The following is a 26,026-nucleotide window of genomic DNA, read 5'->3' as shown; positions in this document are numbered from 1 at the left end:
AACACATTTATGAAAATAACAAAGAGTCTGTTCCACGTGGGTGTTCTGGGTCTGTCGCTGCTGGCAACCGGTGTCATGGCGGCGGTCCCGGCGGCCGAAGCGGACAAGCTGGGCAAGAGCCTGACCCCGATGGGCGCCGAGATGGCGGGCAACGCCGACGGATCGATCCCGGCCTGGAAACCCATGCCGAAAAACGCCGGTGCCGTGGACAGCAAGGGTTTCCTGGCTGACCCGTTCGCGAGTGAAAAACCGCAGTTCACCATCACCGCGCAGAACCTCGACCAGTACAAGGACAAGCTCGCGCCGGGCCAGTACGCGATGTTCAAGCGCTACCCGGAAACCTTCAAGATGCCGGTCTACCCGTCCCATCGCGGCGCCACCGTGCCGGATGAGGTGTTTGCCTCGATCAAGAAGAACGCCACCAACACTAACCTGGTGTCCGGCGGCAACGGTCTGGAAAACTTCGAAACCGCGGTCCCGTTCCCGATTCCGAAAAGCGGCGTTGAAGTCATCTGGAACCACATCACCCGTTATCGCGGCGGCAGTGTGACCCGTCTGATCACCCAGGCCACGCCGCAGCCGAACGGCTCGTTCAGCCTCGTGTACTTCGAGGACCAGTTCGTGTTCCGCGACAAGATGAAGGATTACGACCCGAAAAATCCGGGCAACATCCTGTTCTACTTCAAGCAGAAAGTGACCGCGCCGGCGCGTCTGGCCGGTGGTGTGCTGCTGGTACACGAAACCCTCGACCAGGTTAAAGAACCGCGTTCGGCGTGGGTCTACAACGCCGGGCAACGCCGTGTACGTCGTGCGCCGCAAGTGTCCTATGACGGGCCGGGTACCGCTGCCGATGGCCTGCGTACCTCCGACAACCTGGACATGTACAACGGTGCGCCGGATCGCTATGACTGGAAGCTCGAAGGCAAGAAAGAGATGTACATCGCCTCCGACAGCTACAAGCTCGATTCGCCACAACTGAAGTACGCCGACATCATCAAGGCCGGTCACATCAATCAGGACCTGGCTCGTTATGAACTGCGTCGGGTTTGGCATGTGGTCGCGACCCTGAAGGAAGGTCAGCGTCACATCTACGCCAAACGTGACTTCTACATCGACGAAGACACCTGGCAGGCGGCGGTGGTCGACCACTATGACGGTCGCGGGCAACTGTGGCGCGTTGCCGAGGCTCACTCCCAGAACTACTACGACAAGCAAGTGCCGTGGTACACCCTCGAAACCTTGTACGACCTGCAATCGGGCCGCTACCTGGCCCTGGGCATGAAGAACGAAGAGAAGTCGGCATATAACTTCGGCTTCACTGCCAGCACCGCAGACTTCACACCGGCAGCCTTGCGTCAGGAAGGCGTTCGCTAATACGGTGTAAACCGAGGCCGCATCCTCGAAAAAACGCCCCGACTGGTTCGGGGTTTTTTTTTGGATGTTCATAGAGATCGTTGTAGCAGCTGCCGAGCCTGCGAGGCTGTGTTCGGCAGCGAAGCAGTCGTAAAACCAGAGATTGCGATACGTCAGGCAAACCGCGTTAGCCGGATTCACGACTGCTTCGCAGCCGAACGCAGCCTCGCAGGCTCGACAGCTGCTACGAGGCAGGTGTGGGCTGTCCGGTTTACCGACACTTCTGTTCGTAGTCTTTTTGTAGTCATTTGTAGCAATAACCTTCAATAGCTCTTCGTTTACCGCTAGGCTGCGGACATCTGTAACGCCGCCATCAGCATTTCAAACAAGAGCCGGCCATGACTGATCTGTCCCCACTTCCGGGCCCTGCAAGCGTTGCCGTCGCCACATTGGGCGGGCGCTTTTTCCGGCCTCCGCTGCCCGACGGCCATGTGCTGCGGCCGCGTTTGTGCGAGCGCCTGAGCGCCGGCCTCGGTGGCAGGCTGTTGCTGGTCAGTGCGCCAGCGGGGTTCGGCAAGAGTTCGTTGGCGGTGGAGTTTTGCCAGGGATTGCCGGATCACTGGCAAAGCCTGTGGCTGGGGTTAAGCCCGCGGGACAACGATCCCGGCCGTTTTCTTGAGCGCCTGCTCGAAGGCCTTCAGGAGTATTTTCCGCAACTGGGTAGCCAGGCGCTGGGGCTGCTGAAAATGCGCCAGCGTCATCAGCCGTTCGCCTTCGAAGAATGGCTGGACGGTTTGCTCGATGAACTGGCTGTGCACCTTTCACCGGGTACGCCGCTGTTGCTGGTGCTCGATGACTATCATTTGGCCCAAGGCCCCGTGCTTGATCGTTGCCTGCAATTTTTTCTCAATCATTTACCCGATGGCCTGCTGGTCATGGTCACCAGTCGGCAACGTCCCGACTGGCATCTGGCACGCCTGCGACTGTCGCGGCAACTGCTCGAGCTGCATGAACAGGATCTTCGACTGACCCATGATGAAGCCCTGACCCTGCTTGATCGACACAGCATTTCATTGCGTGGCGAGGCGCTGGAGAGTTTGATCCAGCGCAGCGAAGGCTGGGTGGCCGGGCTGCGCTTCTGGCTGCTGGCGGCCTCCGAGGCGGGCAGCGAGGGTGCATTGCCCCAATCGCTGTACGGTGGGGAAGGGCTGATTCGCGATTACCTGCTCGAAGAAGTCATCGATTGCCTGCCCGCCGAGGTTCAGTCATTCCTGTATGACACCGCGCCTCAAGAGCGCTTTTGCAGCGAGTTGTGCGACGCCGTGCGCGAAGCCCATGACAGTGCCGAGATCCTGCGTTTCCTGCTGGCGCATCAGGTGTTTCTGGTGCCGCTGGACGAACACGGTCACTGGTATCGCTATCACCACCTGTTTTCCGACCTGCTGCGCAGCCGGCCCACCGCCCAGGCGATGGTGCCGACGGCCAGCCTGCATCTGCGTGCCTGCCGCTGGTTCAACGCTCAAGGGTTACTCGATGAGGCGGTAGAGCAGGCGTTGCGTGCCGGGCATCTGGACGTTGCAGCAAATTTGGTACAAAACCTCTCTGAAGAACAGCTGCTGGCCGAGCAGAACGTCGGCATGCTGCTGCGCTGGAAAATGGACTTGCCCGACAGCCTGCTGATCAGCACGCCACGGCTGATCGTGCTCTACAGCTGGGCATTGGGGCTGGCCTGCCAACTGGACGCCGCCGAGGAACTGGCCAGCCACTTGAGCCGCTTCCTGCCGGCGCCGTCGGCCACTGCGCAAAAGTCCATGCTGGCGCAATGGCTGGCCCTGAGCGGCATCATTGCCCGGGGCCGAGGCAATCGCGAACTGACGTTGCTCTATTGCACCGAAGCGCTGGAGAGCCTGCCGGCCAAACGCTATGGACAGCGCCTGATGTGCCTCTCGACATTGTCTAACCTTGCCATTGCCGACAGCGACCTTTGGCGTGCCCGGGGGCTGAATCGTGAGTCCCTTGAACTGGCACAACGGGTCGGCAATCCGCTGTTCGAGGCGCTGGCCCATTACGACCGCGCCCGCGTGCTGCAAGCACGTGGGGAGATTCTTCGCTCACTGGATGAAGTCCGCCAGGGATTGCAGCGCCTGCAAGGCTTATCCCCGCAACGGCTTTATGCGGTTCGTGCACGGCTGACCTTATACGAGGGTTTTTTGCTGGCGCTGCGCTTGCAACCCCAAGCCGCACGGGCACGTTTGCTCGCAGGTTTGGCCGAAGCGCGGGCCTGTCGCGACATCAGTGTGCTGATCGGCCACTGCGTGATTGCCCGTCTGGAGGGCAGCAGCGGCGAGTTCGCCAAAGCCTTCGCCGAACTCGCCGAGGCCGAGCGCCTGATGCACATCTGGGACGTCCCGCCGATTTACTACCTGGCGATGATCACCCTGGTCAAATGCGAACTCTGGCTGGCCCAGGGCCGCACCGACCTGGCCGAAGCCTGGCTCGTGCGATTGGGCCAGACCTACAACGGCGAGCACCCGGCAGCCCCCCCGGAATTCCATCCGCAACTGCCGCTGCACATTGAACTGCAACAGGCGGTGCTGGACGTGATGAAAGGCCAGCCCATGGTCGCCGAAGGGCGCTTGAATGCGTTGCATGAACACGGTCAGCACAGCGGCCGGCAGATGCTTAGCGTGATGGCGCTGAATCAGAAAATTATTCTGTTGCTGGTGGGCGGGCGCGAGTTCGAGGCGCGCAAGGCGCTGGCCCAGGCTTTGGAAGCAGCCGCCGGTGGTGTCTTGCAACCGTTTGACCAGTTGTTGGCCGAACACCCGGACTGGCTGCGCGGGCAACTTCAACTCTGTGCGTCGACGGCCGTTTCGCAGAGTCTTTCGGCAAAACTTCCGGCCCTGGCCTCCCGCCCGGTAGTGGAATCATCGCCTGCTGCCGAACAACTCAGTACGCGTGAACTGGCCGTTTTGCGACTGATCGCGCAGGGGTGTTCGAACCAGGAAATTAGTGATCAGTTGTTTATTTCGCTGCATACGGTGAAGACCCATGCCAGTCATATCAACAGTAAGCTGGGGGTTGAGCGGCGCACGCAGGCAGTGGCGCGGGCGAAGGAGCTGGGGGTTTTGTCTTAGCTGAGGGACAACCGCAACTCTTAAAGCAAAACGCCCCGAACCAGTCGGGGCGTTTTTCATGGTATTGCCGTTGTCACGCCACCAGATCGTTGGTACTAAAGGTGTCCACGCCTACTAGCTGGATTTCGAAGTCTGCCCCCAGCGTGCCGTTGACGTTGCCGTACAGCACATGATCTTCGAAACGCAGTTGTCCTGCTCCTGTGAACGCATTCGAGTCAATGAAAGTGAAGGCGTTGAACGCAGTGGTGAGGATATTGGCATCGAGTTTCGACAGGTCAATCTTGTCGCCCTGCAGGCTGCTGAAGTCGGTGATGACGTCACTGTTTAGCCCTTTGCCCAGTTCGTTGAGCAGATTGAAAACAAACCGATCGGCGCCAGAGCCGCCCGTGAAGGTATCTGCACCCAGGCCTCCCACCAGTAGGTCATTGCCCATGCCACCGTCGAGCAGGTCATTGCCCGCTCCGCCATTGAGCAGGTTATTGCCGCTATTGCCGTTGATAATGTTGTTCAGAGCGTTGCCAGCACCGTTGAGGTTATTGCTGCCGGTGAGGGTGAGGTTTTCCAGGTTGGTACCCAAGGTCCAGCTCACCGAAGAGCGCACGGTGTCGATTTCGCTCGCCAGGGTACTGGTTTCGGAGACCGCGTCCTTGAGGTTATCGACGACGTAGGTGTCATTGCCGCTGCCGCCGATCATCACGTCGGCACCGGTTCCACCGTCCAGGACGTTGGTGCCGCTGTTGCCGGTCAAACGGTTGCCCAAGGCGTTGCCGGTGGCGTCGAGGTTGTCGCCGTCGGTGAGGGTCAGGTTTTCGAGGTTGCTGCCCAGGGTGTAGCTGATCGACGACAGGACCGTGTCGATCTCGGCCAGCGAGGGGCCGCGTTCGATCACCGTGTCGCCGAGGTTGTCGATGATATAGGTGTCATTGCCGGCACCGCCGTCGAGAATGTCGGCACCGGCCTTGCCGTCGAGGAGGTTGGCGGCGGCGTTGCCGGTGAGGCTGTTGGCGAGTTCGTTGCCCGTGAGGTTCAACGCAGCGACGCCGAGCAGCACGCCGTCTTCGACGTTGGCCGACAGGGTGTAGCTCACCGCCGTGCGGATCAGGTCTCGGCCTTCGTCGGCCAATTCGGTGACATTGGCGGCGTTATCGGTGATGACATAGGTGTCATCACCACTGCCGCCGCTGAGGGTGTCGGCGCCTACGCCGCCATCCAGCCAGTCATTGCCGGCCCCGCCTTGCAGGTCGTTGACGGAGGCGTTGCCGAGCAGGGTGTTGTTCAGGTCGTTGCCGACCACGGTGAAGGCACCGAGGCCGGTAAGGGTGACGTTCTCGACGTTTTGCAGGTTGCTTTGGCTGAGGTCGACGGTGCTGGTGCTCGGGGTCGAGGCGTAGGTGATGTTCAGCAGGTCGCGACCCTGGTCGGCCGTTTCCTGCAGCCGCGTCAGTTCGCCCGCCTGGTCGAGGACGTAGGTGTCGTCGCCAGCACCGCCGTTCAAGGTATCCAGGCCGGCGGCACCGTTGAGCACATTGTTGCCGGCGTTGCCGGTCAGCACGTTGTCCAGGGCGTTGCCGACACCGTTGAGGTTATTGGTCCCGGCAAGGATGAGATTTTCCACGTTGGCACTCAGCGTCCAGCTGACCGAGGAACGTACGGTATCGACTTCACTCGCCAGGGTGCTGGTCTCGCTGACCACGTCCTTGAGGTTGTCGACGATATAGGTGTCGTTGCCGGAGCCGCCGATCATCAGGTCGGCGCCGAGGCCGCCGTCCAGAGTGTCGGCGCCGGCCTTGCCGTCGAGAATGTTGGCGGCGGCGTTACCGGTCAGGCTGTTGTCGAGTTCGTTGCCCGTAAGGTTCAACGCGGCGACGCCGAGCAGCACGCCGTCTTCGACGTTGGCCGAGAGGGTGTAGCTCACCGCCGTCCTGACCAGGTCACGGCCTTCGTCAGCGTTTTCAACAATCTTGTCGACGGCGTTGTCGATGACGTAAGTGTCATCGCCGCTGCCGCCGCTGAGGATGTCGGCGCCCACGCCGCCATCCAGCCAGTCATTACCGGCCCCGCCTTGCAGGGTGTTGACGGAGGCGTTGCCGAGCAGGGTGTTGTTCAGGTCGTTGCCGACTACGGTAAAGGCACCGAGGCCGGTCAGGGTGACGTTCTCGACGTTCTGCAGGCTGGCTTGGCTGAGGTCGACGGTGCTGGTGGTCAAGGTCGAGGCGTAGCTGATGTTCAGCAGGTCGCGACCCTCATCGGCCGTTTCCCGCAACAGCGCCAGTTCGCCGAATTGGTCGAGGACGTAGGTGTCGTCGCCGGCACCGCCGATCAGCGTGTCCAGTCCGGCGCCACCGTTGAGCACGTTATTGCCGGCGTTGCCGAGCAGGGTGTTGTTCTGGGTGTTGCCGACGCCAGTGAGATTGTCGCTGCCGGTGAGGGTGAGGTTTTCCAGGTTGGCGCCGAGGGTCCAACTGACAGAGGAGCGCACGGTATCGACTTCAGATACCAGAGTGCTGGTTTCGGTAATCGCGTCCTTGAGGTTGTCGACGATGTAGGTGTCATTGCCGTTGCCGCCGATCATCACGTCGGCGCCGAGATTGCCGTCCAACGTGTTATTGCCGTTGTTGCCAACGAGGCGGTTGCTCAGGGCATTGCCGGTACCGTCCAGATTATCGCCACCGGTGAGGGTCAGGTTCTCGAGGTTGCTGCCCAGGGTGTAGCTGATCGACGAGGCGACCGTGTCGATCTCGGTCAGCGAGGTGCCGCGTTCGATCACCGTGTCGCCGAGGTTGTCGATGATATAGGTGTCATTGCCGGCACCGCCGTCCAGGATGTCGGCCCCGGCCTTGCCGTCGAGGAGGTTGGCGGCGGCGTTGCCGGTGAGGCTGTTATCGAGTTCGTTACCCGTGAGATTCAACGCGGCGACGCCGAGCAGCACGCCGTCTTCGACGTTGGCCGAGAGGGTGTAGCTCACCGCCGTCCTGACCAGGTCACGGCCTTCGTCAGCGTTTTCAACAATCTTGTCGACGGCGTTGTCGATGACGTAGGTGTCATCGCCGCTGCCGCCGCTGAGGATGTCAGCGCCCACGCCGCCATCCAGCCAGTCATTGCCGGCCCCGCCTTGCAGGGTGTTGACGGAGGCGTTGCCGAGCAGGGTGTTGTTCAGGTCGTTGCCGACTACGGTAAAGGCACCGAGGCCGGTCAGGGTGACGTTCTCGACGTTCTGCAGGCTGGCTTGGCTGAGGTCGACGGTGCTGGTGGTCAAGGTCGAGGCGTAGCTGATGTTCAGCAGGTCGCGACCCTCATCGGCCGTTTCCCGCAACAGCGCCAGTTCGCCGAATTGGTCGAGGACGTAGGTGTCGTCGCCGGCAGCGCCGATCAGCGTGTCCAGTCCGGCGCCACCGTTGAGCAGGTTATTGCCGGCGTTGCCGAGCAGGGTGTTGTTCTGGGTGTTGCCGACGCCAGTGAGATTGTCGCTGCCGGTGAGGGTGAGGTTTTCCAGGTTGGCGCCGAGGGTCCAGCTGACAGAGGAGCGCACGGTGTCGACTTCAGATACCAGAGTGCTGGTTTCGGTAATCGCGTCCTTGAGGTTGTCGACGATGTAGGTGTCATTGCCGTTGCCGCCGATCATCACGTCGGCGCCAATTCCACCATCCAGAACGTTGTTGCCGGAGTTGCCGGTCAGGCGATTGCTCAGGGCGTTACCGGTGGCGTCGAGGTGGTCGCCACCGGTGAGGGTCAGGTTCTCGAGGTTGCTGCCCAGGGTGTAGCTGATCGACGAGGCGACCGTGTCGATCTCGGCCAGCGAGGTGCCGCGTTCGATCACCGTGTCGCCGAGGTTGTCGACGAGGTAGGTGTCGTTGCCGGCACCGCCGTCCAGGATGTCGGCCCCGGCCTTGCCGTCGAGGAGGTTGGCGGCGGCGTTGCCGGTGAGGCTGTTATCGAGTTCGTTACCCGCGAGGTTCAACGCGGCGACGCCGAGCAGCACGCCGTCTTCGATATTGACCGAGAGGGTGTAGCTCACCGCGGTGCGGATCAAATCGCGGCCTTCGTCGGCCAGTTCGGTGACTTTGTCGGCGGCGTTGTCGATGACATAGGTGTCGTCGCCACTGCCGCCGCTGAGGGTGTCGGCACCCACGCCGCCATCCAGCCAGTCATTGCCGGCCCCACCTTGCAGGGTGTTGACGGAGGCGTTGCCGAGCAGAGTGTTGTTCAGGTCGTTGCCGATCACGGTGAAGGCACCGAGGCCGGTGAGGGTGACGTTCTCGACGTTCTGCAGGCTGGTTTGGCTGAGGTCGACGGTGCTGGTGGTCAGGGTCGAGGCGTAGGTGATGTTCAGCAGGTCGCGGCCCTGGTCGGCAGTTTCCTGCAACAGCGCCAGTTCGCCGAATTGGTCGAGGACGTAGGTGTCGTCGCCGGCAGCGCCAATCAGTGTGTCCAGGCCGGCGCCACCGTTGAGGAGGTTATTGCCGCTGTTGCCAGTCAGCACGTTGCGCAGGGCATTGCCGACACCGGTGAGGTTATCGCTGCCGGTGAGGGTGAGGTTTTCCAGGTTGGCGCCGAGGGTCCAGCTGACCGAGGAGCGCACGGTGTCGATATCCCAAAACCCAATGCCCGTCTCGATGATCACGTCCTTGAGGTTGTCGACGATGTAGGTGTCGCCGCCGCGATCGTCGATCATCACGTCGGCGCCAAGGCCTCCGTCCAGGGTGTTGTCGCCGTAGTTACCGACGATGCGGTTATTCAGGGCATTGCCGGTAGCATTCAGGTCGTTGAAGTTGATAAGGGTCAGGTTTTCGAGGTTGCTGCCCAACGTATAGCTGATCGACGATTCGACCGTGTCGATCTCGGTCAGCGAGGTGCCGCGTTCGATTACCGTGTCGCCGAGGTTGTCGACGGAGTAGGTGTCGTTGCCCGCACCGCCGTCCAGAGTGTCGGCCCCGCCCCGACCGTCGAGGATGTTGGCGGCGGCGTTGCCGGTGAGGCTGTTGTCCAGCTTATTACCTGTGAGGCTCAGTGCTGCAGAACCGAGCAGCGCGCCATCCTCGACGTTGTCTTCCAAATAATAGCTAACCGCCGTCCTGATCAGGTCGTGGCCTTCGTCAGCCAGTTCGGTGACTTGTGCACCATTGCTGTAGATGACGTAGGTGTCATCGCCGCTGCCGCCACTTAGCTTGTCAGCCCCGGCCCAGCCATCGAGCCAGTCGTTGCCGGCCCCGCCTTGCAGGGTGTTGTCGTAGGCGTTGCCGAGCAGTATGTTGTCCAGGTCGTTGCCGATCACGGTGAAGTTGCCGAGGCCGGTGACGGTGACATCTTCGACGTTTTGCAGGTTGCTTTGACTGAGATCGACGGTGCTGGTGACCGGGGTCGACGTGTAGTTGATGTACAGCAGATCATGGCCTTGATCGGCTGTTTCCTGCAGCAGCGCCAGTTCACCGGCCTGATCGAGGACATAGATGTCGTCGCCGGTGCCGCCGCCCATCGTATCCAGCCCCGCACCACCGTTGAGGATGTTATTGCCGCTGTTGCCAGTCAGCACGTTATTCAGGATGTTGCCGATACCGGTGAGGTTGTCGCTGCCCGTGAGAGTGAGGTTTTCCAGGTTAGCGCCGAGGGTCCAGCTCACTGAGGAGCTGACGGTGTCGATTTCGCTCGCCAGGGTGCTGGTTTCAGTGACCTGATCCTTCAGGTTGTCGACGATGTAGGTATCGTTACCGGAGCCGCCAATCATCACGTCGGCGCCGAGGCTGCCGTCCAACGTGTTATGGCCAACGTTGCCGACGAGGCGGTTGCTTCGTGCATTACCCGTACCATCCAGATTATCGCCGCCGGTAAGAGTCAGGTACTCCAGATTGCTACTGCTGCCCAGGGTGTAGCTGATGGATGACATGACCGTGTCGATTTCAGTCAGTGAAGTATTGGTTTCCACCACCACGTCATTAACATTATCCACAACGTAAACGTCGTTACCTGCACCGCCAATCATGATGTCTTGGCCTGCACCGCCATCGAGAACGTTATCCAGTGCATTGCCGATCAAATCGTCGTCAAAGGCCGAACCGATGGCATTTTCGATTTTGGCGCCAAAGGCGATCGCCAGCCCGTCATTGATCAGTTCCAGGTTCGCAATGTCGACGAATGCCTTGCCGATGTTACTGAACTCACCCTCATTCAGGTTCAGTCTGACGGCCGCCAGCTGATTGCTGGCATCGATCGTATCGTTGCCGCCGGCATCCCAGATGGTTTCGAACACTGACTGGTCCGGTGCCCAGCGATAGACGTTGTTGCCGGTTTGCCAAAGCATGTTGGCGCCGTAAATCTTTTGGATCGCGAGAATATCCAGCAGCATCGGTGTCGTCGGCTGATAGGAATACGCATTGTTGTAGCTCATGATCGAGTAATGCGAATTGTCGAGCAGGGGCGAGATCAGCGTGCTGTTGGATTGGCTCGACTCGAATGGATGCTTGAGACCTAGGGCATGACCGATTTCATGCACGAACGTCATGAAGTCGTAAGTGCCTTTGACGGGCGCAGAGTTGTTTGTCGTCGGCCCGATCCAGACATCCCCGGCCAGCGGTGTCTGGTCGGGGAAGTAGGCCCAGGCAGCGGCGCCGTTATCCATGCCCCAATAGCCGCCGAATCGCAAATCGCCCACGGTATTGATGTTGTCACTGACCAGAGTGAATTTGATGTTAGCCACGGCGCTCCAGGCGCCAAGCGCACCCGTCACGGCATTTTGTTGGGCCGATGTCAGGGCGAAACTGTTCAGAAATTCATTTTTGACGCTGTACTTGGCAGCGAAATACGATTGGGGGTTGAGGAAACTATAGGTCAACCGAGTTGCGAAGATGTCTGCGCCAAAGTCAGGGCTCAGCCAAGAAGTGCCGTAGATCAAACTGTCGACTTGTTGGTTACCGGTCAGAACAGATGGTTTTGTTAAAACGTAACCAAGCGGAGACGACATTCTAAATATCCTGAGAGGGGCTGCGACCGTCCTGTATGTGGCCGCTACAAGAACGCGATTTTGCACCAGAGTCAGCGTCAATTGATATCACGTGGCCACTATTTTTTTATTAATGGCGTCAGAAAACTGGCTCGCAAGTCTGTGTCGGCGTGCGCCATTGAGTCTTGAGGAATGCGCGCTGGTATCCTGTTCGAAATTGACTAATCAGGACCTCCCATGAACGTTCCGACCCCAGCGCTCATCCGCGAAACCTTCCCCGTCGGGCCGTTGCAGTGCAACTGCACAATCATCGGCGACCCGATCACCAAAAAAGCCATCGTCGTCGACCCGGGCGGCAATCATGAACTGATCCTCGCGCGCCTCGACGCGTTGGGCCTGAAGGTGGTCAGCATCATTCACACCCACGCGCACCTTGATCACTTTCTGGCTTCCGGGCAGCTCAAGGAGAAAACCGGCGCGACGCTGCATCTGCATAAAGAAGATCAATTCCTCTGGGACAATCTGGAGATGCAGTGTCAGATGTTCGGTGTGCCTTATACCCCGGTGCCATCGCCGGATCGCTGGTTGGCCGACGATGAAGAGCTGGCTTGCGGGTGTGGCGTGGCGTTGCACACGCCGGGTCATACACCAGGTTCCATGAGCTTTTGGTTTTCAGAGGCTAAGCTGCTGATAGCCGGAGATACGCTGTTCAAGCGTGGGGTAGGGCGCACAGATTTATGGGGAGGCGATCAGGCGACTCTCGTGCGTTCGATCAAGCACCGGTTGTATACCCTCGACGAAGAGGCGACGGTGGTGACCGGTCATGGTCCAGACACTTGTCTGGGCGATGAAATGCGCGGTAACCCCTTTGTACGAGCCTGAAGATGCAGTTGTGAAAGGCACGACGGAATTTTTGGCGTTGGCCATGATCCAACGCCCGCAAAGGTTCATTGCTTAAGTCCGCTGCACCACAGAATGCAAAAAAAGTAGGAGCTCTCCATGTTCACCTCGCGTCGTTTGATTATTGTCGCTACTGCTATGGCTTTGTTGTCCGGTTGCGCATCGCAGAACCCTTATGACAACCAGGGTCAGGCTGATGGCGGTTCTACGGGCATGAGCAAAACCGCCAAATACGGTGGCCTCGGCGCCTTGGCCGGTGCGCTGGCCGGTGCTGCCATCGGTCACGATAACCGTGGCAAGGGCGCGCTGATTGGCGCCGCCGTGGTGGGGGCTTCCGCCGCCGGTTACGGTTACTACGCCGACCAGCAAGAGAAAAAACTGCGGGCCAGCATGGCCAACACTGGCGTTGAAGTGCAGCGCCAGGGCGATCAGATCAAGCTGATCATGCCGGGCAACATCACATTCGCCACCGATTCGGCGAACATCGCGTCGAGCTTCTACCAACCGCTGAACAATCTGGCGGGCTCGCTCAAGGAGTTCAACCAGAACCAGATCGAGATCGTCGGCTATACCGACAGCACCGGCAGCCGTCAGCACAACATGGACCTGTCCCAGCGTCGCGCCCAAAGTGTGGCGACTTACCTGACCTCCCAAGGTGTCGGCGGCGCCAACCTGTCGGCGCGTGGTGCCGGCCCGGATAACCCGATTGCCAGCAATGGTGATGTGAATGGCCGGGCTCAGAACCGTCGCGTCGAGGTCAACCTGAAGCCGATTCCGGGTCAGGAATATCAGCAGCAGGGCCAGCCTGTTCAGCAGTATCAGTAACACCTGCCCATAAAAACTGTGGGAGCGGGCTTGCTCGCGAAAGCGGTGTGTCAGTCGACATTAATATCGACTGACACGCCCCCTTCGCGAGCAAGCCCGCTCCCACATCGGGATTTGTGTTATTCCCTGGTTTTTCCTGATTCGCCTCTTTCACCGCGCTGAGAAACGCGCAGGTACGTTCCTGTTGCGGATGCTCGAAGATCTGCGCAGCGTAGCTCCAGGCGCACTTCAAGGCGCCGTGCCAAGTAAGCCAAAGCGATGCTCAGGGCGAGGAAAAACAGACCGGCCGATGGTGATCGGCTCCAGATAGCCACGACAGCCAGATGTTGCGGCTGCGTCGGCCGATGGCCGGTTTGTTTTACCAACCGACGGTGCTGACCGATGTTACGCCCCAGATGCGTATCTACCGCGAAGAAAACTTCGCGCCGATTGCCGGGGTGATGCTTTTCGACACAATCGAGCAGGCCATCGAAATGGCCAACGACACAGAATACGGTTTGGCAGCCTACATTTTGTTCCAACCGTCTGGACCTGATCTACCCCCTGATTCGCCGTCTCGACCACGCCATCATCGCAGTCAACGGCGTCAAGGTCACCGGCCACCCCGATCCCGTTCGGTGGCATGAAAGCCTCGGGGTTGGGCCGTGAAGGCGGCACCGAGGGCTTCGAAGCCTTTGTCGAAACCAAATACTTTTGCCTGCACCATCAAGGCCAGTTCTAAGGCCAGTTCTCAGGAGACATGCCATGAACCAAGAACTCGATACGCTGTTCGAACAAGACCGCGCGCACTTCATGCACCCCTCGACTCACGCCCATGACCACGCCAGTGGGGCGCTCAAGGGACGGATCATCAAGAGCGCCTCGGGCATTCGTATTCGCGACCACGAAGGCCGTGAATTCATCGACGCCTTTGCCGGGCTGTATTGCGTGAACATCGGCTACGGTCGCACCGAAATCGCCGACGCAATCTACAAGCAGGCCAAGGAACTGGCCTATTACCACACCTACGTCGGCCACTCGACCGAGGCGATCATCGAGCTGTCCAGTCGCATCATGGACTGGGCGCCAGAAGGGATGAAAAAGGTTTACTACGGCTTGTCCGGTTCCGACGCCAACGAAACCCAGGTCAAACTGGTGCGTTACTACAACAACGTACTGGGTCGCCCGCAGAAGAAGAAAATCATCTCCCGTGATCGCGGTTACCACGGCTCGGGCATCATGACCGGCAGCCTGACTGGCCTGCCGACCTTCCATCAGCATTTCGATTTGCCGGCCGATGGCGTCAAGCATACCGTTTGCCCGCACTGGTATCGCAAGGCGCCCACTGGCATGGATGAAGCCGCGTTCGTGCGTTACTGCGCGGATGAGCTGGAAAAAATGATCCTGGCCGAAGGCCCGGACACCGTGGCCGCGTTCATCGGCGAGCCGTTGATGGGCACCGGCGGCATCATCGTGCCGCCGGCCGGTTATTGGGCGGCGATTCAAGCGGTGCTGAATAAATACGATGTATTGCTGATCGCCGATGAAGTGGTCTGCGCCTTCGGTCGGTTGGGTTCGAAGATGGGCAGTCAGCGTTACGGCATGCGCCCGGACCTGATCTCCACGGCCAAAGGCCTGACCAGCGCCTATGCGCCGTTGTCGGCGGTGATCGTCGGCGAAAAGGTTTGGGACGTGATCGAAAAAGCCTCCGAATCCCAAGGTGCAATGGGCCATGGCTGGACGTATTCCGGGCACCCGATCTGCGCCGCGGCTGCTTTGGCTAACCTTGATATTCTCGAGCGGGAAAACCTGACGGCCAACGCCGAGAAGGTCGGCAGCTACCTCAATCGCCGTTTGCGCGAAACTCTGGAAGGTCACCCGTTGGTGGGTGAAGTACGCGGCGACGGCATGCTCGCTGCCGTCGAGTTCATGGCTGACCGTGAGCAGCGTACCCCGTTCGATGCGGCGTTGAAGGTCGGCCCGAAAGTGTCGGCGGCCTGTCTCGAACGCGGCATGATCGCCCGGGCGATGCCCCATGGCGACATTCTCGGCTTCGCCCCGCCGTTGATCCTGACCGAGGAGGAGGCCGATTTGATTGTTGATATCACCAAGGGTGCGATTGATCAGGTGGCCAGTGAGGTGTTGGGCTAACTGTCCGGCCTGAGCTTTTTGTATCGCCGGTTCGGGCCTCTTCGCGAGCAAGCCCGCTCCCACATTCGATCGCATTCCCCAGAGAGGGCTCGGTTAAATGTGGGAGCGGGCTTGCTCGCGAAGGGGCCCAAACTGACACCACATATCTTGGCTCAGCAACAAAAAAGCCCTCGGACGATCACTCATCAGAGGGCTTTTTCATGTCGCGCGAAACCTGATTACTTCTTCAGGCCGTAATGCTCATCGAGCATGCCCGGCGCGTTCGGGGCTTTGGGGGCGTAGTCGCGGGGCGGTTCCTGATCGCGCGGTGGCGTCAGACGTTCCCGTGGAGCCTGCGCCGCGTCGGCGTGCAGGGCAGCCAGCAAGCGCTGGCGAGTCTGCTCGTCCAGGGCCAGACGGTTGGCGCCCTCGGCGAGGTGATCCTGCACTTCCTGATAGCTCTGAGTCAGTTTCTTGACCAGTGTTGCAGTGCTGTTGAAGTGGGTGACCACTTCGTTCTGATAATTGTCAAAACGTTCCTGAATATCATCCAGCTGACGTTGCGTGCGGTTAGGCGCGGCATTCGGCACCAGGCGAGCGATCAGAAATCCAATGGCGACACCCACAACCAGGGCAAGAGTCGGCAACAACCAAACTAAGAGCGAGTGTTCCACGAGTCCTTCCTCTATAAACGGCTTTGCTTTACGTTAACGGCTCGAACCTGCGCTGTATACCGCGATTCACTCGCAATAGATTGGCACAGACAATTGGCTAGACGAGTCGACCCGATTCGAGGTCACGGAGTTCCTTCCTTGCTTATGCGCGAAACCCCTGTAGTGATTGATGGCCCGGTCGGCCAATTGGAAGCCCTGTACTTGAATAACGAGGGGCCGGACAGCGAGCAACCCCGCGGCCTGGCGCTGATCTGCCACCCGAACCCGGTGCAGGGCGGCACCATGCTCAACAAAGTCGTCTCGACCTTGCAGCGCACCGCGCGCGATGCCGGTTTGATTACCTTGCGTTTCAATTACCGTGGCGTCGGCGCCAGTGAAGGCGCGCACGACATGGGCACTGGCGAAGTCGACGATGCCCAGGCGGCGGCCGAGTGGCTGCGGGCCAGACATCCTGACGTGCCCCTGACCCTGTTCGGTTTCTCCTTTGGCGGATTTGTTGCAGCAAGTCTCGGCGGACGCCTGGAAGTCAAGGGCGAACAACTCAAGCATTTGTTCATGGTCGCGCCCGCCGTCATGCGTTTGGGCGACCAGGATCAACTGCCGCAACAAGGTACGTTGACCCTGATCCAGCCGGAAACCGACGAAGTCATCGATCCGCAGCTCGTTTACGACTGGTCCGACGCACTCGATCGCCCCCATGAGCTGCTGAAAGTGGCAGAATGCGGACACTTTTTTCATGGCAAGCTGACCGATCTCAAGGATCTGATCCTGCCGCGTCTTTCGAATTGATTGCAGTCTGACAAGCGATTACCCATGACGACTCGTACACGTATCCTCACCGGCATCACCACCACCGGCACGCCGCACCTGGGCAACTACGCTGGCGCTATCCGTCCGGCGATCGTCGCCAGCCGTGACAGCAATGCCGATTCGTTCTACTTCCTGGCCGACTACCACGCCCTGATCAAATGCGATGACCCGCAGCGCATCCAGCGCTCGCGTCTGGAAATCGCCGCGACCTGGCTGGCCGGTGGCCTGGACGTGGACCGCGTGACGTTCTATCGCCAATCCGACATCCCGGAAATCCCTGAACTGACCTGGCTGCTGACTTGCGTGGCCGCCAAGGGCCTGCTCAACCGCGCCCATGCCTACAAGGCCTCGGTGGACAAGAACGTCGAGACCGGCGAAGACCCGGACGCCGGCATCACCATGGGCTTGTACAGCTACCCGGTGTTGATGGCTGCAGACATTCTGATGTTCAACGCCCACAAGGTGCCGGTCGGTCGTGACCAGATCCAGCACGTGGAAATGGCCCGTGACATCGGCCAGCGCTTCAATCACTTGTTCGGCCAGGGCAAAGAGTTCTTCACCATGCCCGAAGCGCTGATCGAGGAGAGCGTCGCCACCTTGCCAGGGCTCGACGGTCGCAAGATGTCGAAGAGCTACGACAACACCATTCCGTTGTTCAGCAGCGCCAAGGAAATGAAGGACGCGATTTCGCGGATCGTCACCGACTCCCGTGCCCCGGGCGAAGCCAAGGATCCGGACAATTCGCACCTGTTCACCTTGTTCCAGGCCTTCGCTACGCCGGCACAATCCGACGAATTTCGCAGCGAATTGCTTCAGGGCCTGGGTTGGGGCGAGGCGAAGAACCGTCTGTTCCAGTTGCTCGACAGCGAATTGGGCGAATCCCGCGAGCGTTATCACCAGTTGATCGAACGCCCGGCGGATCTGGAAGACATGCTGCAGATCGGCGCCAAAAAGGCCCGCTCGGTGGCGACGCCGTTCCTCCACGAACTGCGTGAAGCGGTCGGCCTGCGCTCTTTCGTCGCTCAAACCCAAGTTGCAGCGACCACCAAGAAGAAAGCTGCGAAAGCGGCGCGCTTCGTCAGCTTTCGTGAAGACGACGGCAGTTTCCGCTTCCGTCTACTGGCGGCCGATGGCGAGCAACTGTTGCTGTCGCGCAACTTCGCCGACGGTAAAACCGCAGGACAAGTGACCAAGCAACTGCAATCCGGTCAAGCCTTGGACGTGCGCAGTGAAGACCTGAGCTTCAGCGTCTGGCTGGAAGGCGAGTGCGTTGCCGACAGTCCGGCCTTCGCCGACAGCGCTGCTCGCGATGCTGCCATCGGTGCTTTGCGTGTTGCGCTGACACCGGTTCAGGAATAATCAACGGCTCGGTCCGACCAAGGGCCGATTGCCATTCCCACGGGCCGTCGCTACAGTGACGGCCCGTTTTTGTTGCCTTGCTAACGAATTATGACGCCCCTAGAACGATATCAAGCTGATCTGAAACGCCCGGAATTCTTTCATGACGCCGCGCAGGAAACTGCCGTACGCCATTTGCAGCGCCTGTATGACGATCTGGTCGCGGCCTCGCAGAACAAACCGGGCCTGCTCGGCAAACTGTTTGGCAAGAAAGACCAGGCACCGGTCAAGGGCCTGTACTTCTGGGGCGGCGTTGGTCGCGGCAAGACTTACCTGGTCGACACCTTCTTCGAAGCGCTGCCGTTCAAGGAAAAGACCCGCACTCACTTCCACCGCTTCATGAAGCGCGTGCATGAAGAGATGAAGACCCTGGGCGGCGAAAAAAACCCGCTGACCATCATCGCCAAGCGCTTCTCGGACGAGTCGCGAGTGATTTGTTTCGATGAGTTCTTCGTCTCTGACATCACCGACGCGATGATCCTTGGCACGTTGATGGAAGAGCTGTTCAAGAACGGCGTGACCCTGGTCGCGACCTCGAACATCGTGCCGGACGGCCTGTACAAGGACGGCCTGCAGCGTGCGCGCTTCCTGCCGGCTATTGCGCTGATCAAGCAGAACACCGAGATCGTCAATGTCGACAGCGGCGTCGATTACCGTCTGCGCCACCTCGAGCAAGCGGAACTGTTCCACTTCCCGCTGGATGACGCTGCCCAGGACAGCCTGCGCAAGAGCTTCCGGGCCCTGACGCCGGAATGCACGGCAGCCATCGAGAATGACGTGCTGGTGATCGAGAACCGTGAAATCCGTGCCGTGCGCACCTGCGATGACGTGGCCTGGTTCGACTTCCGCGAACTCTGCGACGGCCCACGCAGCCAGAACGATTACATCGAACTGGGTAAAATTTTCCACGCAGTATTGCTCAGCAATGTCGAGCAGATGAGCGTCACCACCGACGACATCGCCCGACGCTTTATCAACATGGTCGACGAGTTCTACGACCGTAACGTGAAGCTGATCATTTCCGCCGAAGTCGAGCTCAAAGACCTCTACACCGGCGGTCGCCTGAACTTCGAGTTCCAGCGCACGCTTAGCCGTTTGCTGGAAATGCAGTCACACGAATTCCTGTCCCGGGCGCATAAGCCGTAGACAATTCGAAAACATAAATAAGGGCCTGCATATTCAGACTGCATATTCAGGCCCTTTTTTGTGCGCGCCGAAGAACCCCTGTGGGAACGATCAAGCCCGCTCACACAGGTGCCGTTGTCAGTCTTGAGTCAGGTAGCGCGCCAGCTCACCCTGTCGCTCACACCCCACCAGCAGCCACAACAGGATTCTTGCCTTGCGCGGGCAGACAAATCCCGCCATCAGCGCACCCCTGCGAGTCAAATCCATCTCGCCGCCGGTAAATCCGTACGTCACCTGGGCAGTCGATCCAGAACCGGTCCGCGTCGCCACAATGACGGGAATCTGCCAGGCGATGGTTTCCATGACATTGGCCCAGCTCTCGGAAACATGCCCGGCACCGAAACCGGCAATCACCAGCCCGTCATAACCCAGCCCGAGAATGTTTTCGAGGATCGAACAATCAGCTGATAGTGAGGCTTCCAGCAGTGCGATTTTCTGCGACGTCTGCTGGGGCAAGGGCAAGACGTTGCGTAGAGAGGGCGGGCGCAGATAGCGCACGCTGCTTTCCACCAGCAAGCCAGCGGGGCCGACGATGGGCGATGAAAACGCCTGCAATGCCAGCGAATCGGTTTTGCGCACAGCGCTCGCCGAATGAATCTGACCATTCATCACTACCTGTACGCCGCGCCCGCGACTGTGTGTCGCCAGGGCGACCCGACAGGCATCCAGAAGGTTCGCGGGACCCTCAGCGCCCGGTTCCGAGGCCGAGCGCATGGCGCCGGTCAGGACCAGTGGTTCGTCGCGATCCCATAAATAATCCAGAAATGCGGCGCTTTCTTCCAGCGTGTCGGTGCCCTGAGTGATCACCACGCCTGCAGCACCATGTTCGATCTGGAAGTTGGCCCAGGACAGAACGCTCAACAGGAACTCGAAGTCCAGGGAGGCACTTGGCATCAGCCCGAGCGTTTCGACGCTGATGTGCGCCAGCGTTTTAAGCGTCGGCACCGAACTCAGCAGGGCTTCGCCGCTGACAGTCGGAACAATCCCTTCGCCAGTATTTTCCGATTGCATGCTCACAGTCCCGCCAAGCGCTGCAATGGAAAGTTTGGGCAAGTCCATTTAATACCTCGCAGTGATGGGCCGCTCCCGGATTCAATCCGGGAATGGCCAAAGGTGGTTACGCTGTCAGTGGCTGATCAGCCAACCCACAAACGGCACGATCATCAGCGTACTGATGGCCATGGACAGGACATTGCCGATGAAGCCATGCATATAACCCGGTACCCGCTGCGCCAGCATGCATGCCAGGGGCGGCGCAATCAGCGCGCCAAGCAGTGCGCTTGACGCGATGACCTGCCAACTGCCGCCGTAGGTCAGAACTGCCGCCGGTACGACTGACACCAGTGGCACATAAGTCGGATACCAGCCGCGTGATATCCATTGTTGCCGCCAGATCACGATCCCCAATGCCGACGTCAGTGCCTGCGCGGCGAGCAGTTGCGGCAGCAAGCCGGTCCCATAGACGGGGCTCATCGGATTCAACGTGAACGCGAGCAAGGCGCCCGCTATCAGGCCGAGACTGGCCCATTCATTGCCGAAGAAGGGCGCTTCAGAAAAATCCGCCAGAACCCGGCGCATGCTCCAGAACACCCCGTAATCGGGCGTTTTGATGAGAGCGGGATCAGACGCAACGTCGGATGGCTGCTCGGGTGCGGCGGACTTCACCAGCCTCGGCATCCACCGGCAGAGCAGAAAGGCACCGACACTCGCCGCCGCCATACCTGAGACGTTGCCGATCACCACGGGCAATCCAAGAGGATTGCAGACGTAGTTGACGATCAGCAAACACATCGGCGTGACAAACAGCGCACCCATGATTGCGCCATTGATTGCCACCTTCCAGCCGCCCCCAAACATCAGCACCATCGCCGCCGGCAGCGAGACGAAGGCGGCAAAGGTCGGTTGCCAACTGGTGGCCGTGACCGTCCAGCCCCACAGCAAGTTGCTGAGTAAAAGCCCAAGCAACGAGCTTGTGACCAGCCACGGCCATAACCCGCTGCCGTAGCAAATGGTAAAGCCTTGCCAGGCTTTGCCCGTTCGATTCGCCCAGTAGGCCAGGTAGGCGCCGGCGAGCAACCCGATCGAGGCGAACTCATGTTTGTAGAACGCCACCTCGCTGATGTCGCCCAACACCCAGCGCAACCAGGCGGTGGGCTCCGGGAGGCTCGAAAGCAGGTGACTGTAGTCTGGCCAATGAGCTGACCAGAACGAGCGGTTGGTGAATGACAGCCATATGATCAGCAGGGACGTGCCGAGCATCAACCCGATAATCGCGCTATCGAGCGGCGAGCGGGCGGGCACGTGGTTCAGTTGTTTCTGGTTTGGGGTGTCCATCCGTCATGCCCCCTGTCAGCGCGGCAGGCAAGGGTGCTGGTGATAACCCAGCATCTGATCGTAAAGATCGGACCGGCGATCACGGTGCAGGTCGTTCAAGCTGTTCCAGATGGGGGCGCTGCGAGAGCTGGTCAGATCGATATCAGCGAACAGAATTTCCTGCTTGTCTGCCGACGCCACCTTGCCGATCGGCCAACCGTTGGTGCCGGCAATCAGCGAGCAGCCGAGATAGCGCGCACCGCGTTCTTCTCCGATTCGACTGGCGGCGGCGATAAACACATTGTTGACATGCGCGGCGGTCATGGTCAGGTAGGAGGCCATGCATTTGCCCGCATCATCGAACAGCGGCGGTGGCGTCCAGACCCAGTTGTTCAGGCTGCAGATAATGTCCGCGCCTTGCTGGCTGAGGATGCGCGGCACTTCCGGGAACCAGATGTCCCAGCAGATCAACAGGCCGATTCGGCCGATGGGCGTGTCGAACACCGGGAAGCCCAGGTCGCCCGGCGTGAACCAGAGTTTTTCCAGGTTCCACAAATGGGCCTTGCGGTACTTGCCGATGAAGCCGTCGGGTCCGACCAGTACCCCGGTGTTGAACAAACGCATGCCATCGCGCTCGGTCAAACCGGCCACAAGGTACACCCGGTGCTCGCGGGCGAACTCCATCCACGCCTGCACACTCGGCCCCTCGGGAACCACTTCCGAATGGTCGAATGCATCCTGACGGTTGCTGAAGAAGTATCCGCTACTCGACAGCTCAGGCAGGACGATGAGATTCGCCCCGCCGTTGGCTGCCTCTCGAGCCAGATCCAGGCTCTGAAGTACATTGACGTCACGGTTATCCATGCCGACTTGTGGATCGAATTGCACGACTGCTACACGAACAGGGCTGATGGGCTCGCTCATTTCGGATGACCTCTTTTTATTGTTTTCACGCGGTTTAACTGCGTGTTCATAAGAGGCGAAACGAGGGCAGCGAGTAAGTCAGCCGATTCCGTGACGGCTGTAGGCCATCTCCCAAGATGTATTGACGCAGGTTGGCGCTGGAGCGAAAGCCGAGGTCGGCGTCAGGTAGCGACGTTGTAGTGCGGGTAGTCACTCATCGAAAAACCGCCGTTGAAAGTCGCGGCGGTTTTGTTGCAGATATGGATAACTGCGTCGACGGCGCCCCTGAAGCAGGGTTCGGTCCAGCCGGCGTCGACAGAGAATGATTCACCTGACAGGTACAGGCCAGAAACATGCGCATAGTCGCGGTTGTATTTCATCAGGCTGACGGCGTCGTAGTAGGCACCGGGGCGGTACAACTTGGCACAGCCCAAGGCATTTTTATCCGTCATCCAGCGCTGCACCACGGCTTGCTCGAGACCGATGTACGGAGAAATTCTCTGCTGAATATTGCTCGAGTTCATGAGAATCCGATCCAGTTCTTTTGCGCACTTTTTGACAAGTTCTGTATCGCTAAAGCACGCCAGCTTGGTCGCGTCATCTTCCCAGGTGTAACTCAGCAGAATGCAGTCATAGCTGTAATTGTCGTTGTAGCGATAGGTGTAAACGTCATGGATGAAACTGTCCGTGACGATGACCTGAGGAATGTTGCTGTTGCCGGACAGAAAAGTTTTTTTCAATGGCGCGAACACCTTGCAGCTGGTTTCCCAGTGCGCCGTTTTATAGGCATTGATCGTCTCGAATGGCAGCATTTGCGGGGTGAAATCCTCCAATTTGATTCGCGTTTCAATCAGCCAGGAGGGAAGGGTGAGGATGACCGAATCATAGTCATCGAAGTGCTCCTGGGTGTGCTCCGGTTGGCTGTGTTTCCAGTTGAAATACACGCGGGTTTTCTGGTTGGCGAGTTTCCTGAGTTTGGTGACGGACGAATCCGTGAGCAGACCATTGGTTCTGTCCAGGCAGTGTTCGTAGAAGGATTTGGCCATTTCCCTGGGCTTCATGAATAGCAGGCATTCGTTGAGCGCGGCGAGGCCGATGTAGCGGGGCTGATCGAAAGAAAGTCCGGTCGAGTCAAAGACTGCCTTGCTGTGCAGGTGGGGTGAATCGGCCAAAGGATCGCCTTGTGAGTCAACCCGCCCCTGAATCAGCTGTAGCTGACTGCTGAATCCAAAAATGGCAGTGCGTAACGGGTAAAGGGAGCAAACGTCATAAAATGCTCCCCAGCTGCCATCGCCGATGCCGATGGCGTAGAAAATCGCTGATTCCTGGGCAGTCATGCCCATGCCGCCGAAGTCGCCTGGAGTGTGTTTGTCCCACGCCTCGATGGCGGGCATGCTGACCAGGTCGCGAAACGAGACGCTGTGGTATTTTTCGACGATAGCCGCCCACATGGCTTCCCACGCCTGGCTGGCATAAACCTCGGCAACGTGCCGGGTCATGCGGTCGGCAAAGGTTTTCCATTTGGCGTAAACCGCTTGCAGCTTCTCGCCGGGTGGTGGGGTTTCGCCGTCCGGGTTGTTCCAGATCAGCATCTGCGGGCGCGATTCCCCGCCCAGACTGCCTTCTCGCAAATAGATGCCGGTTGATTTGACCCATTGGCTTCCAGGGTTGGCGAAATCGCTAAACGCCAGATCGAACGTATCGGCGTAGTAGGCCATCAGCGATCGGCCCTCGATCGGCGATTCATCCACGCGGTTGAAAAAGGGCATGCGCATGGCGCCCATTTCAAACGGCGTATGGCTCGCGTTCGATTGTCGGCTTCCGGGTACAGTCAGGTGCCGGCCGCCGATGCGAGTTGATTGTTCGATCAGGGTGATGTGGGTGAATCCGCAGCGATGCAGTTCTCTGGCGGCGGTGAGGCCCGTCACGCCGGCGCCGATGATGCAGATTCTGTGCTGCGGGGCAGTGGCCCTGGCGATGCCGTTTTCCTGTTCGACCAACGCGCGGTAGTCGAAGCATAAATCGGGCGGATTGGGGAAACGGCCTGACCATTTGTTGACCGTCGAGCGTTTTTTTCGAACGGCGTCTTTGGCAACGTGGGCGGGGTAGTTGTAGCTTGAGCCGATGGTCATGGTTGATCTTCCCTGATGATGTTGGCAGGGAAAGATGTTGAAGACTGCAGCGATCAGCGCCTAGCCGCAAAACAGGGCGGGGCGGGGCTCTCAATTCGTTTTTTGCCGTGGGAAAAAACCCTGTATGTCAGATGGAGGGCGCACCACCCCGTGGGAGCGAGCCTGCTCGCGATTGCGGTCTGTCAGTCACTTCTTTTTTTGAGGTGAGGCCGTCATCGCGAGCAGGCTCGTTCCCACATTGGATTTGCGTCCAGCCCTTAAGCCGCTTGTTGAAACTGCTGTCGATACTGGTTCGGCGACAACTCCGTGTGCTGGCGGAACAGCCGGGCGAAGAAGCTCGCATCGTCGTAACCGACTTCATAGCTGATGGTCTTGATGCTCTTGCGGCTGCCGGACAACAAGCCCTTGGCGGTTTCGATGCGCAGTCGCTGCAGGTAATGCAGCGGTTTGTCGCCGGTGGCGGTCTGGAAGCGGCGCATGAAGTTGCGGATGCTCATGCCGTGTTCGCGGGCCACGTCTTCGAAGCGGAACTTGTCGGCAAAGTGTTCTTCGAGCCAATGCTGGATCTGCAGGATGATCACGTCCTGGTGCAGTTTCTGACCGCCGAAACCGATCCGCCCCGGCGCGTAGCTGCGCTGCACTTCGTAAAGAATGTCGCGGGCCACGGCCTGGGCCACGTGGGCGCCGCAAAAACGCTCGATCAGGTAAATGTAGAGGTCGCAGGCTGACGTGGTGCCGCCGGCACAATACAGGTTGTCGGCGTCGGTCAGGTGTTTGTCCTGATTGAGCTGGACCTGCGGGAAGCGCTCGGCAAACGCATTGAAGAAACGCCAGTAGGTCGTCGCTTCCTTGCCGTCGAGCAACCCGGCCTCGGCCAGCCAGAACACGCCAGTGGCCTCGCCACATAACACTGCGCCGCGTGCATGCTGCTGACGCAGCCACGGCAGGACCTGTGGATAACGTTTGCAGAGGGTGTCGAAATCGTCCCAGAAGGCGGGAAGGATGATGACGTCGGCATTTTCCAGGCCGCCGTCCACCGGCATGATCACGTCGCTGAAGCTGTTCACCGGTTTGCCATCGGGGCTGACCAACCGGGTTTCAAACGCCGGTGTCAGTCCTTGGCCCAGTTGTTTGCCATAGCGCAGGCTGGCCAGATGGAAGAAATCCTTGGCTTGCATGAGGGTGGAAGCGAAAACCCGGTCGATAGCCAGGATGCTGACGCGCCGCAAGGGCGTGGAGACTTGGTTAGACATAATTCAACTTTATTCTTATAGGGGAAAGTGGTCACCAGACGGCGGGATCGTCTTATTTTTTGTCGGATGTGTCCAGTGTCCTGTATCGGAAGCGAGGCTT

The 26,026-nt window shown here is 59.5% G+C and carries 15 protein-coding genes and 1 pseudogene; 9 read left to right on the top strand and 7 right to left on the bottom strand.

The features are described from left to right. Positions 1-9: 9 nt before the first annotated feature. On the top strand, positions 10-1,374 hold the full coding sequence (locus tag ACYZT2_RS23835) for a DUF1329 domain-containing protein (protein ID WP_461967883.1): 1,365 nt from the start codon (positions 10-12) through the stop codon (positions 1,372-1,374). Between the two features lie 377 nt (positions 1,375-1,751). Continuing rightward, complete coding sequence (locus tag ACYZT2_RS23830) at positions 1,752-4,490, top strand: LuxR C-terminal-related transcriptional regulator (protein WP_461967881.1); 2,739 nt, start codon at positions 1,752-1,754, stop codon at positions 4,488-4,490. Positions 4,491-4,563: 73 nt separating this feature from the next. Here ACYZT2_RS23830 and ACYZT2_RS23825 read toward each other — a convergent pair whose 3' ends face one another. Further along, a complete protein-coding gene (locus ACYZT2_RS23825) occupies positions 4,564-11,445 on the bottom strand; it encodes a M10 family metallopeptidase C-terminal domain-containing protein (RefSeq protein WP_461967879.1) in 6,882 nt (2,293 codons plus the stop codon). Between the two features lie 216 nt (positions 11,446-11,661). On the opposite strand from ACYZT2_RS23825, the gene ACYZT2_RS23820 reads away from it, so the two are divergent. The 4 genes and pseudogenes from ACYZT2_RS23820 (at position 11,662) to ACYZT2_RS23805 (ending at position 15,279) form a co-directional block, all read left to right on the top strand. Then, positions 11,662-12,306, top strand: coding sequence for an MBL fold metallo-hydrolase (locus ACYZT2_RS23820; RefSeq protein ID WP_461967877.1), 645 nt, complete (start codon positions 11,662-11,664; stop codon positions 12,304-12,306). Between the two features lie 117 nt (positions 12,307-12,423). Next, positions 12,424-13,149 carry an OmpA family protein gene (locus tag ACYZT2_RS23815; protein WP_461967875.1) on the top strand — a complete coding sequence of 242 codons (726 nt, stop codon included), beginning with the start codon at positions 12,424-12,426 and terminating at the stop codon, positions 13,147-13,149. Between the two features lie 344 nt (positions 13,150-13,493). Next, a pseudogene (locus tag ACYZT2_RS23810) lies at positions 13,494-13,870 on the top strand (aldehyde dehydrogenase family protein); the annotation flags it as partial. A gap of 23 nt (positions 13,871-13,893) precedes the next feature. Beyond that, entirely contained in the window at positions 13,894-15,279 is a 1,386-nt protein-coding gene (locus ACYZT2_RS23805; protein WP_461967873.1) for an aminotransferase, read from the top strand. Positions 15,280-15,497: 218 nt separating this feature from the next. Here ACYZT2_RS23805 and ACYZT2_RS23800 read toward each other — a convergent pair whose 3' ends face one another. Next, positions 15,498-15,932: a Z-ring associated ZapG family protein gene (locus tag ACYZT2_RS23800; RefSeq protein WP_217854458.1), complete on the bottom strand. Its 435-nt coding sequence runs from the start codon at positions 15,930-15,932 to the stop codon at positions 15,498-15,500. Between the two features lie 144 nt (positions 15,933-16,076). Here ACYZT2_RS23800 and ACYZT2_RS23795 point away from each other — a divergent pair, with 144 nt between their 5' ends. From ACYZT2_RS23795 to zapE, 3 genes are all read left to right on the top strand, one after another. Then, positions 16,077-16,721: an alpha/beta hydrolase gene (locus ACYZT2_RS23795; RefSeq protein WP_461967870.1), complete on the top strand. Its 645-nt coding sequence runs from the start codon at positions 16,077-16,079 to the stop codon at positions 16,719-16,721. A gap of 24 nt (positions 16,722-16,745) precedes the next feature. Continuing rightward, the gene (locus tag ACYZT2_RS23790; RefSeq protein ID WP_461967868.1) at positions 16,746-18,101 is read left to right on the top strand and encodes a tryptophan--tRNA ligase; all 1,356 of its coding nucleotides are present in this window, start codon (positions 16,746-16,748) and stop codon (positions 18,099-18,101) included. Positions 18,102-18,191: 90 nt separating this feature from the next. Continuing rightward, positions 18,192-19,286 (top strand): cell division protein ZapE, encoded by a 1,095-nt coding sequence (gene zapE / locus ACYZT2_RS23785; protein ID WP_461967866.1) that lies wholly within the window; start codon positions 18,192-18,194, stop codon positions 19,284-19,286. Between the two features lie 117 nt (positions 19,287-19,403). Here zapE and ACYZT2_RS23780 read toward each other — a convergent pair whose 3' ends face one another. From ACYZT2_RS23780 to ACYZT2_RS23760, 5 genes are all read right to left on the bottom strand, one after another. Continuing rightward, positions 19,404-20,384, bottom strand: a complete 981-nt coding sequence (locus tag ACYZT2_RS23780) for an asparaginase (RefSeq protein ID WP_461967864.1) — start codon at positions 20,382-20,384, stop codon at positions 19,404-19,406. Between the two features lie 66 nt (positions 20,385-20,450). After that, positions 20,451-21,659 carry a hypothetical protein gene (locus ACYZT2_RS23775; protein WP_461967862.1) on the bottom strand — a complete coding sequence of 403 codons (1,209 nt, stop codon included), beginning with the start codon at positions 21,657-21,659 and terminating at the stop codon, positions 20,451-20,453. 15 nt (positions 21,660-21,674) lie between these two features. Further along, positions 21,675-22,562 carry a nitrilase family protein gene (locus ACYZT2_RS23770; RefSeq protein ID WP_461967860.1) on the bottom strand — a complete coding sequence of 296 codons (888 nt, stop codon included), beginning with the start codon at positions 22,560-22,562 and terminating at the stop codon, positions 21,675-21,677. Between the two features lie 161 nt (positions 22,563-22,723). Further along, positions 22,724-24,673, bottom strand: coding sequence for a flavin monoamine oxidase family protein (locus tag ACYZT2_RS23765; protein ID WP_461967858.1), 1,950 nt, complete (start codon positions 24,671-24,673; stop codon positions 22,724-22,726). A 257-nt stretch (positions 24,674-24,930) separates the two neighbouring features. Next, complete coding sequence (locus tag ACYZT2_RS23760; RefSeq protein ID WP_461973233.1) at positions 24,931-25,827, bottom strand: GlxA family transcriptional regulator; 897 nt, start codon at positions 25,825-25,827, stop codon at positions 24,931-24,933. Between the last annotated feature and the right edge of the window lie 199 nt (positions 25,828-26,026).

The organism is Pseudomonas sp. MDT1-85 (assembly GCF_054898065.1).
The sequence above is the reverse complement of the archived record's forward strand: the minus strand, read 5'-3'. Positions and strand labels throughout refer to the sequence as shown.

What these genes read in the sequence shown, in the direction of transcription:
- ACYZT2_RS23835 (WP_461967883.1), top strand. Translation starts at nt 10, where the DNA reads ATGAAAATAACAAAGAGTCTGTTCCACGTGGGTGTTCTGGGTCTGTCG.
- ACYZT2_RS23830 (WP_461967881.1), top strand. Translation starts at nt 1,752, where the DNA reads ATGACTGATCTGTCCCCACTTCCGGGCCCTGCAAGCGTTGCCGTCGCC.
- ACYZT2_RS23825 (WP_461967879.1), bottom strand. Translation starts at nt 11,445, where the DNA reads ATGTCGTCTCCGCTTGGTTACGTTTTAACAAAACCATCTGTTCTGACC.
- ACYZT2_RS23820 (WP_461967877.1), top strand. Translation starts at nt 11,662, where the DNA reads ATGAACGTTCCGACCCCAGCGCTCATCCGCGAAACCTTCCCCGTCGGG.
- ACYZT2_RS23815 (WP_461967875.1), top strand. Translation starts at nt 12,424, where the DNA reads ATGTTCACCTCGCGTCGTTTGATTATTGTCGCTACTGCTATGGCTTTG.
- ACYZT2_RS23805 (WP_461967873.1), top strand. Translation starts at nt 13,894, where the DNA reads ATGAACCAAGAACTCGATACGCTGTTCGAACAAGACCGCGCGCACTTC.
- ACYZT2_RS23795 (WP_461967870.1), top strand. Translation starts at nt 16,077, where the DNA reads ATGCGCGAAACCCCTGTAGTGATTGATGGCCCGGTCGGCCAATTGGAA.
- ACYZT2_RS23790 (WP_461967868.1), top strand. Translation starts at nt 16,746, where the DNA reads ATGACGACTCGTACACGTATCCTCACCGGCATCACCACCACCGGCACG.
- zapE (WP_461967866.1), top strand. Translation starts at nt 18,192, where the DNA reads ATGACGCCCCTAGAACGATATCAAGCTGATCTGAAACGCCCGGAATTC.
- ACYZT2_RS23780 (WP_461967864.1), bottom strand. Translation starts at nt 20,384, where the DNA reads ATGGACTTGCCCAAACTTTCCATTGCAGCGCTTGGCGGGACTGTGAGC.
- ACYZT2_RS23775 (WP_461967862.1), bottom strand. Translation starts at nt 21,659, where the DNA reads ATGGACACCCCAAACCAGAAACAACTGAACCACGTGCCCGCCCGCTCG.
- ACYZT2_RS23770 (WP_461967860.1), bottom strand. Translation starts at nt 22,562, where the DNA reads ATGAGCGAGCCCATCAGCCCTGTTCGTGTAGCAGTCGTGCAATTCGAT.
- ACYZT2_RS23765 (WP_461967858.1), bottom strand. Translation starts at nt 24,673, where the DNA reads ATGACCATCGGCTCAAGCTACAACTACCCCGCCCACGTTGCCAAAGAC.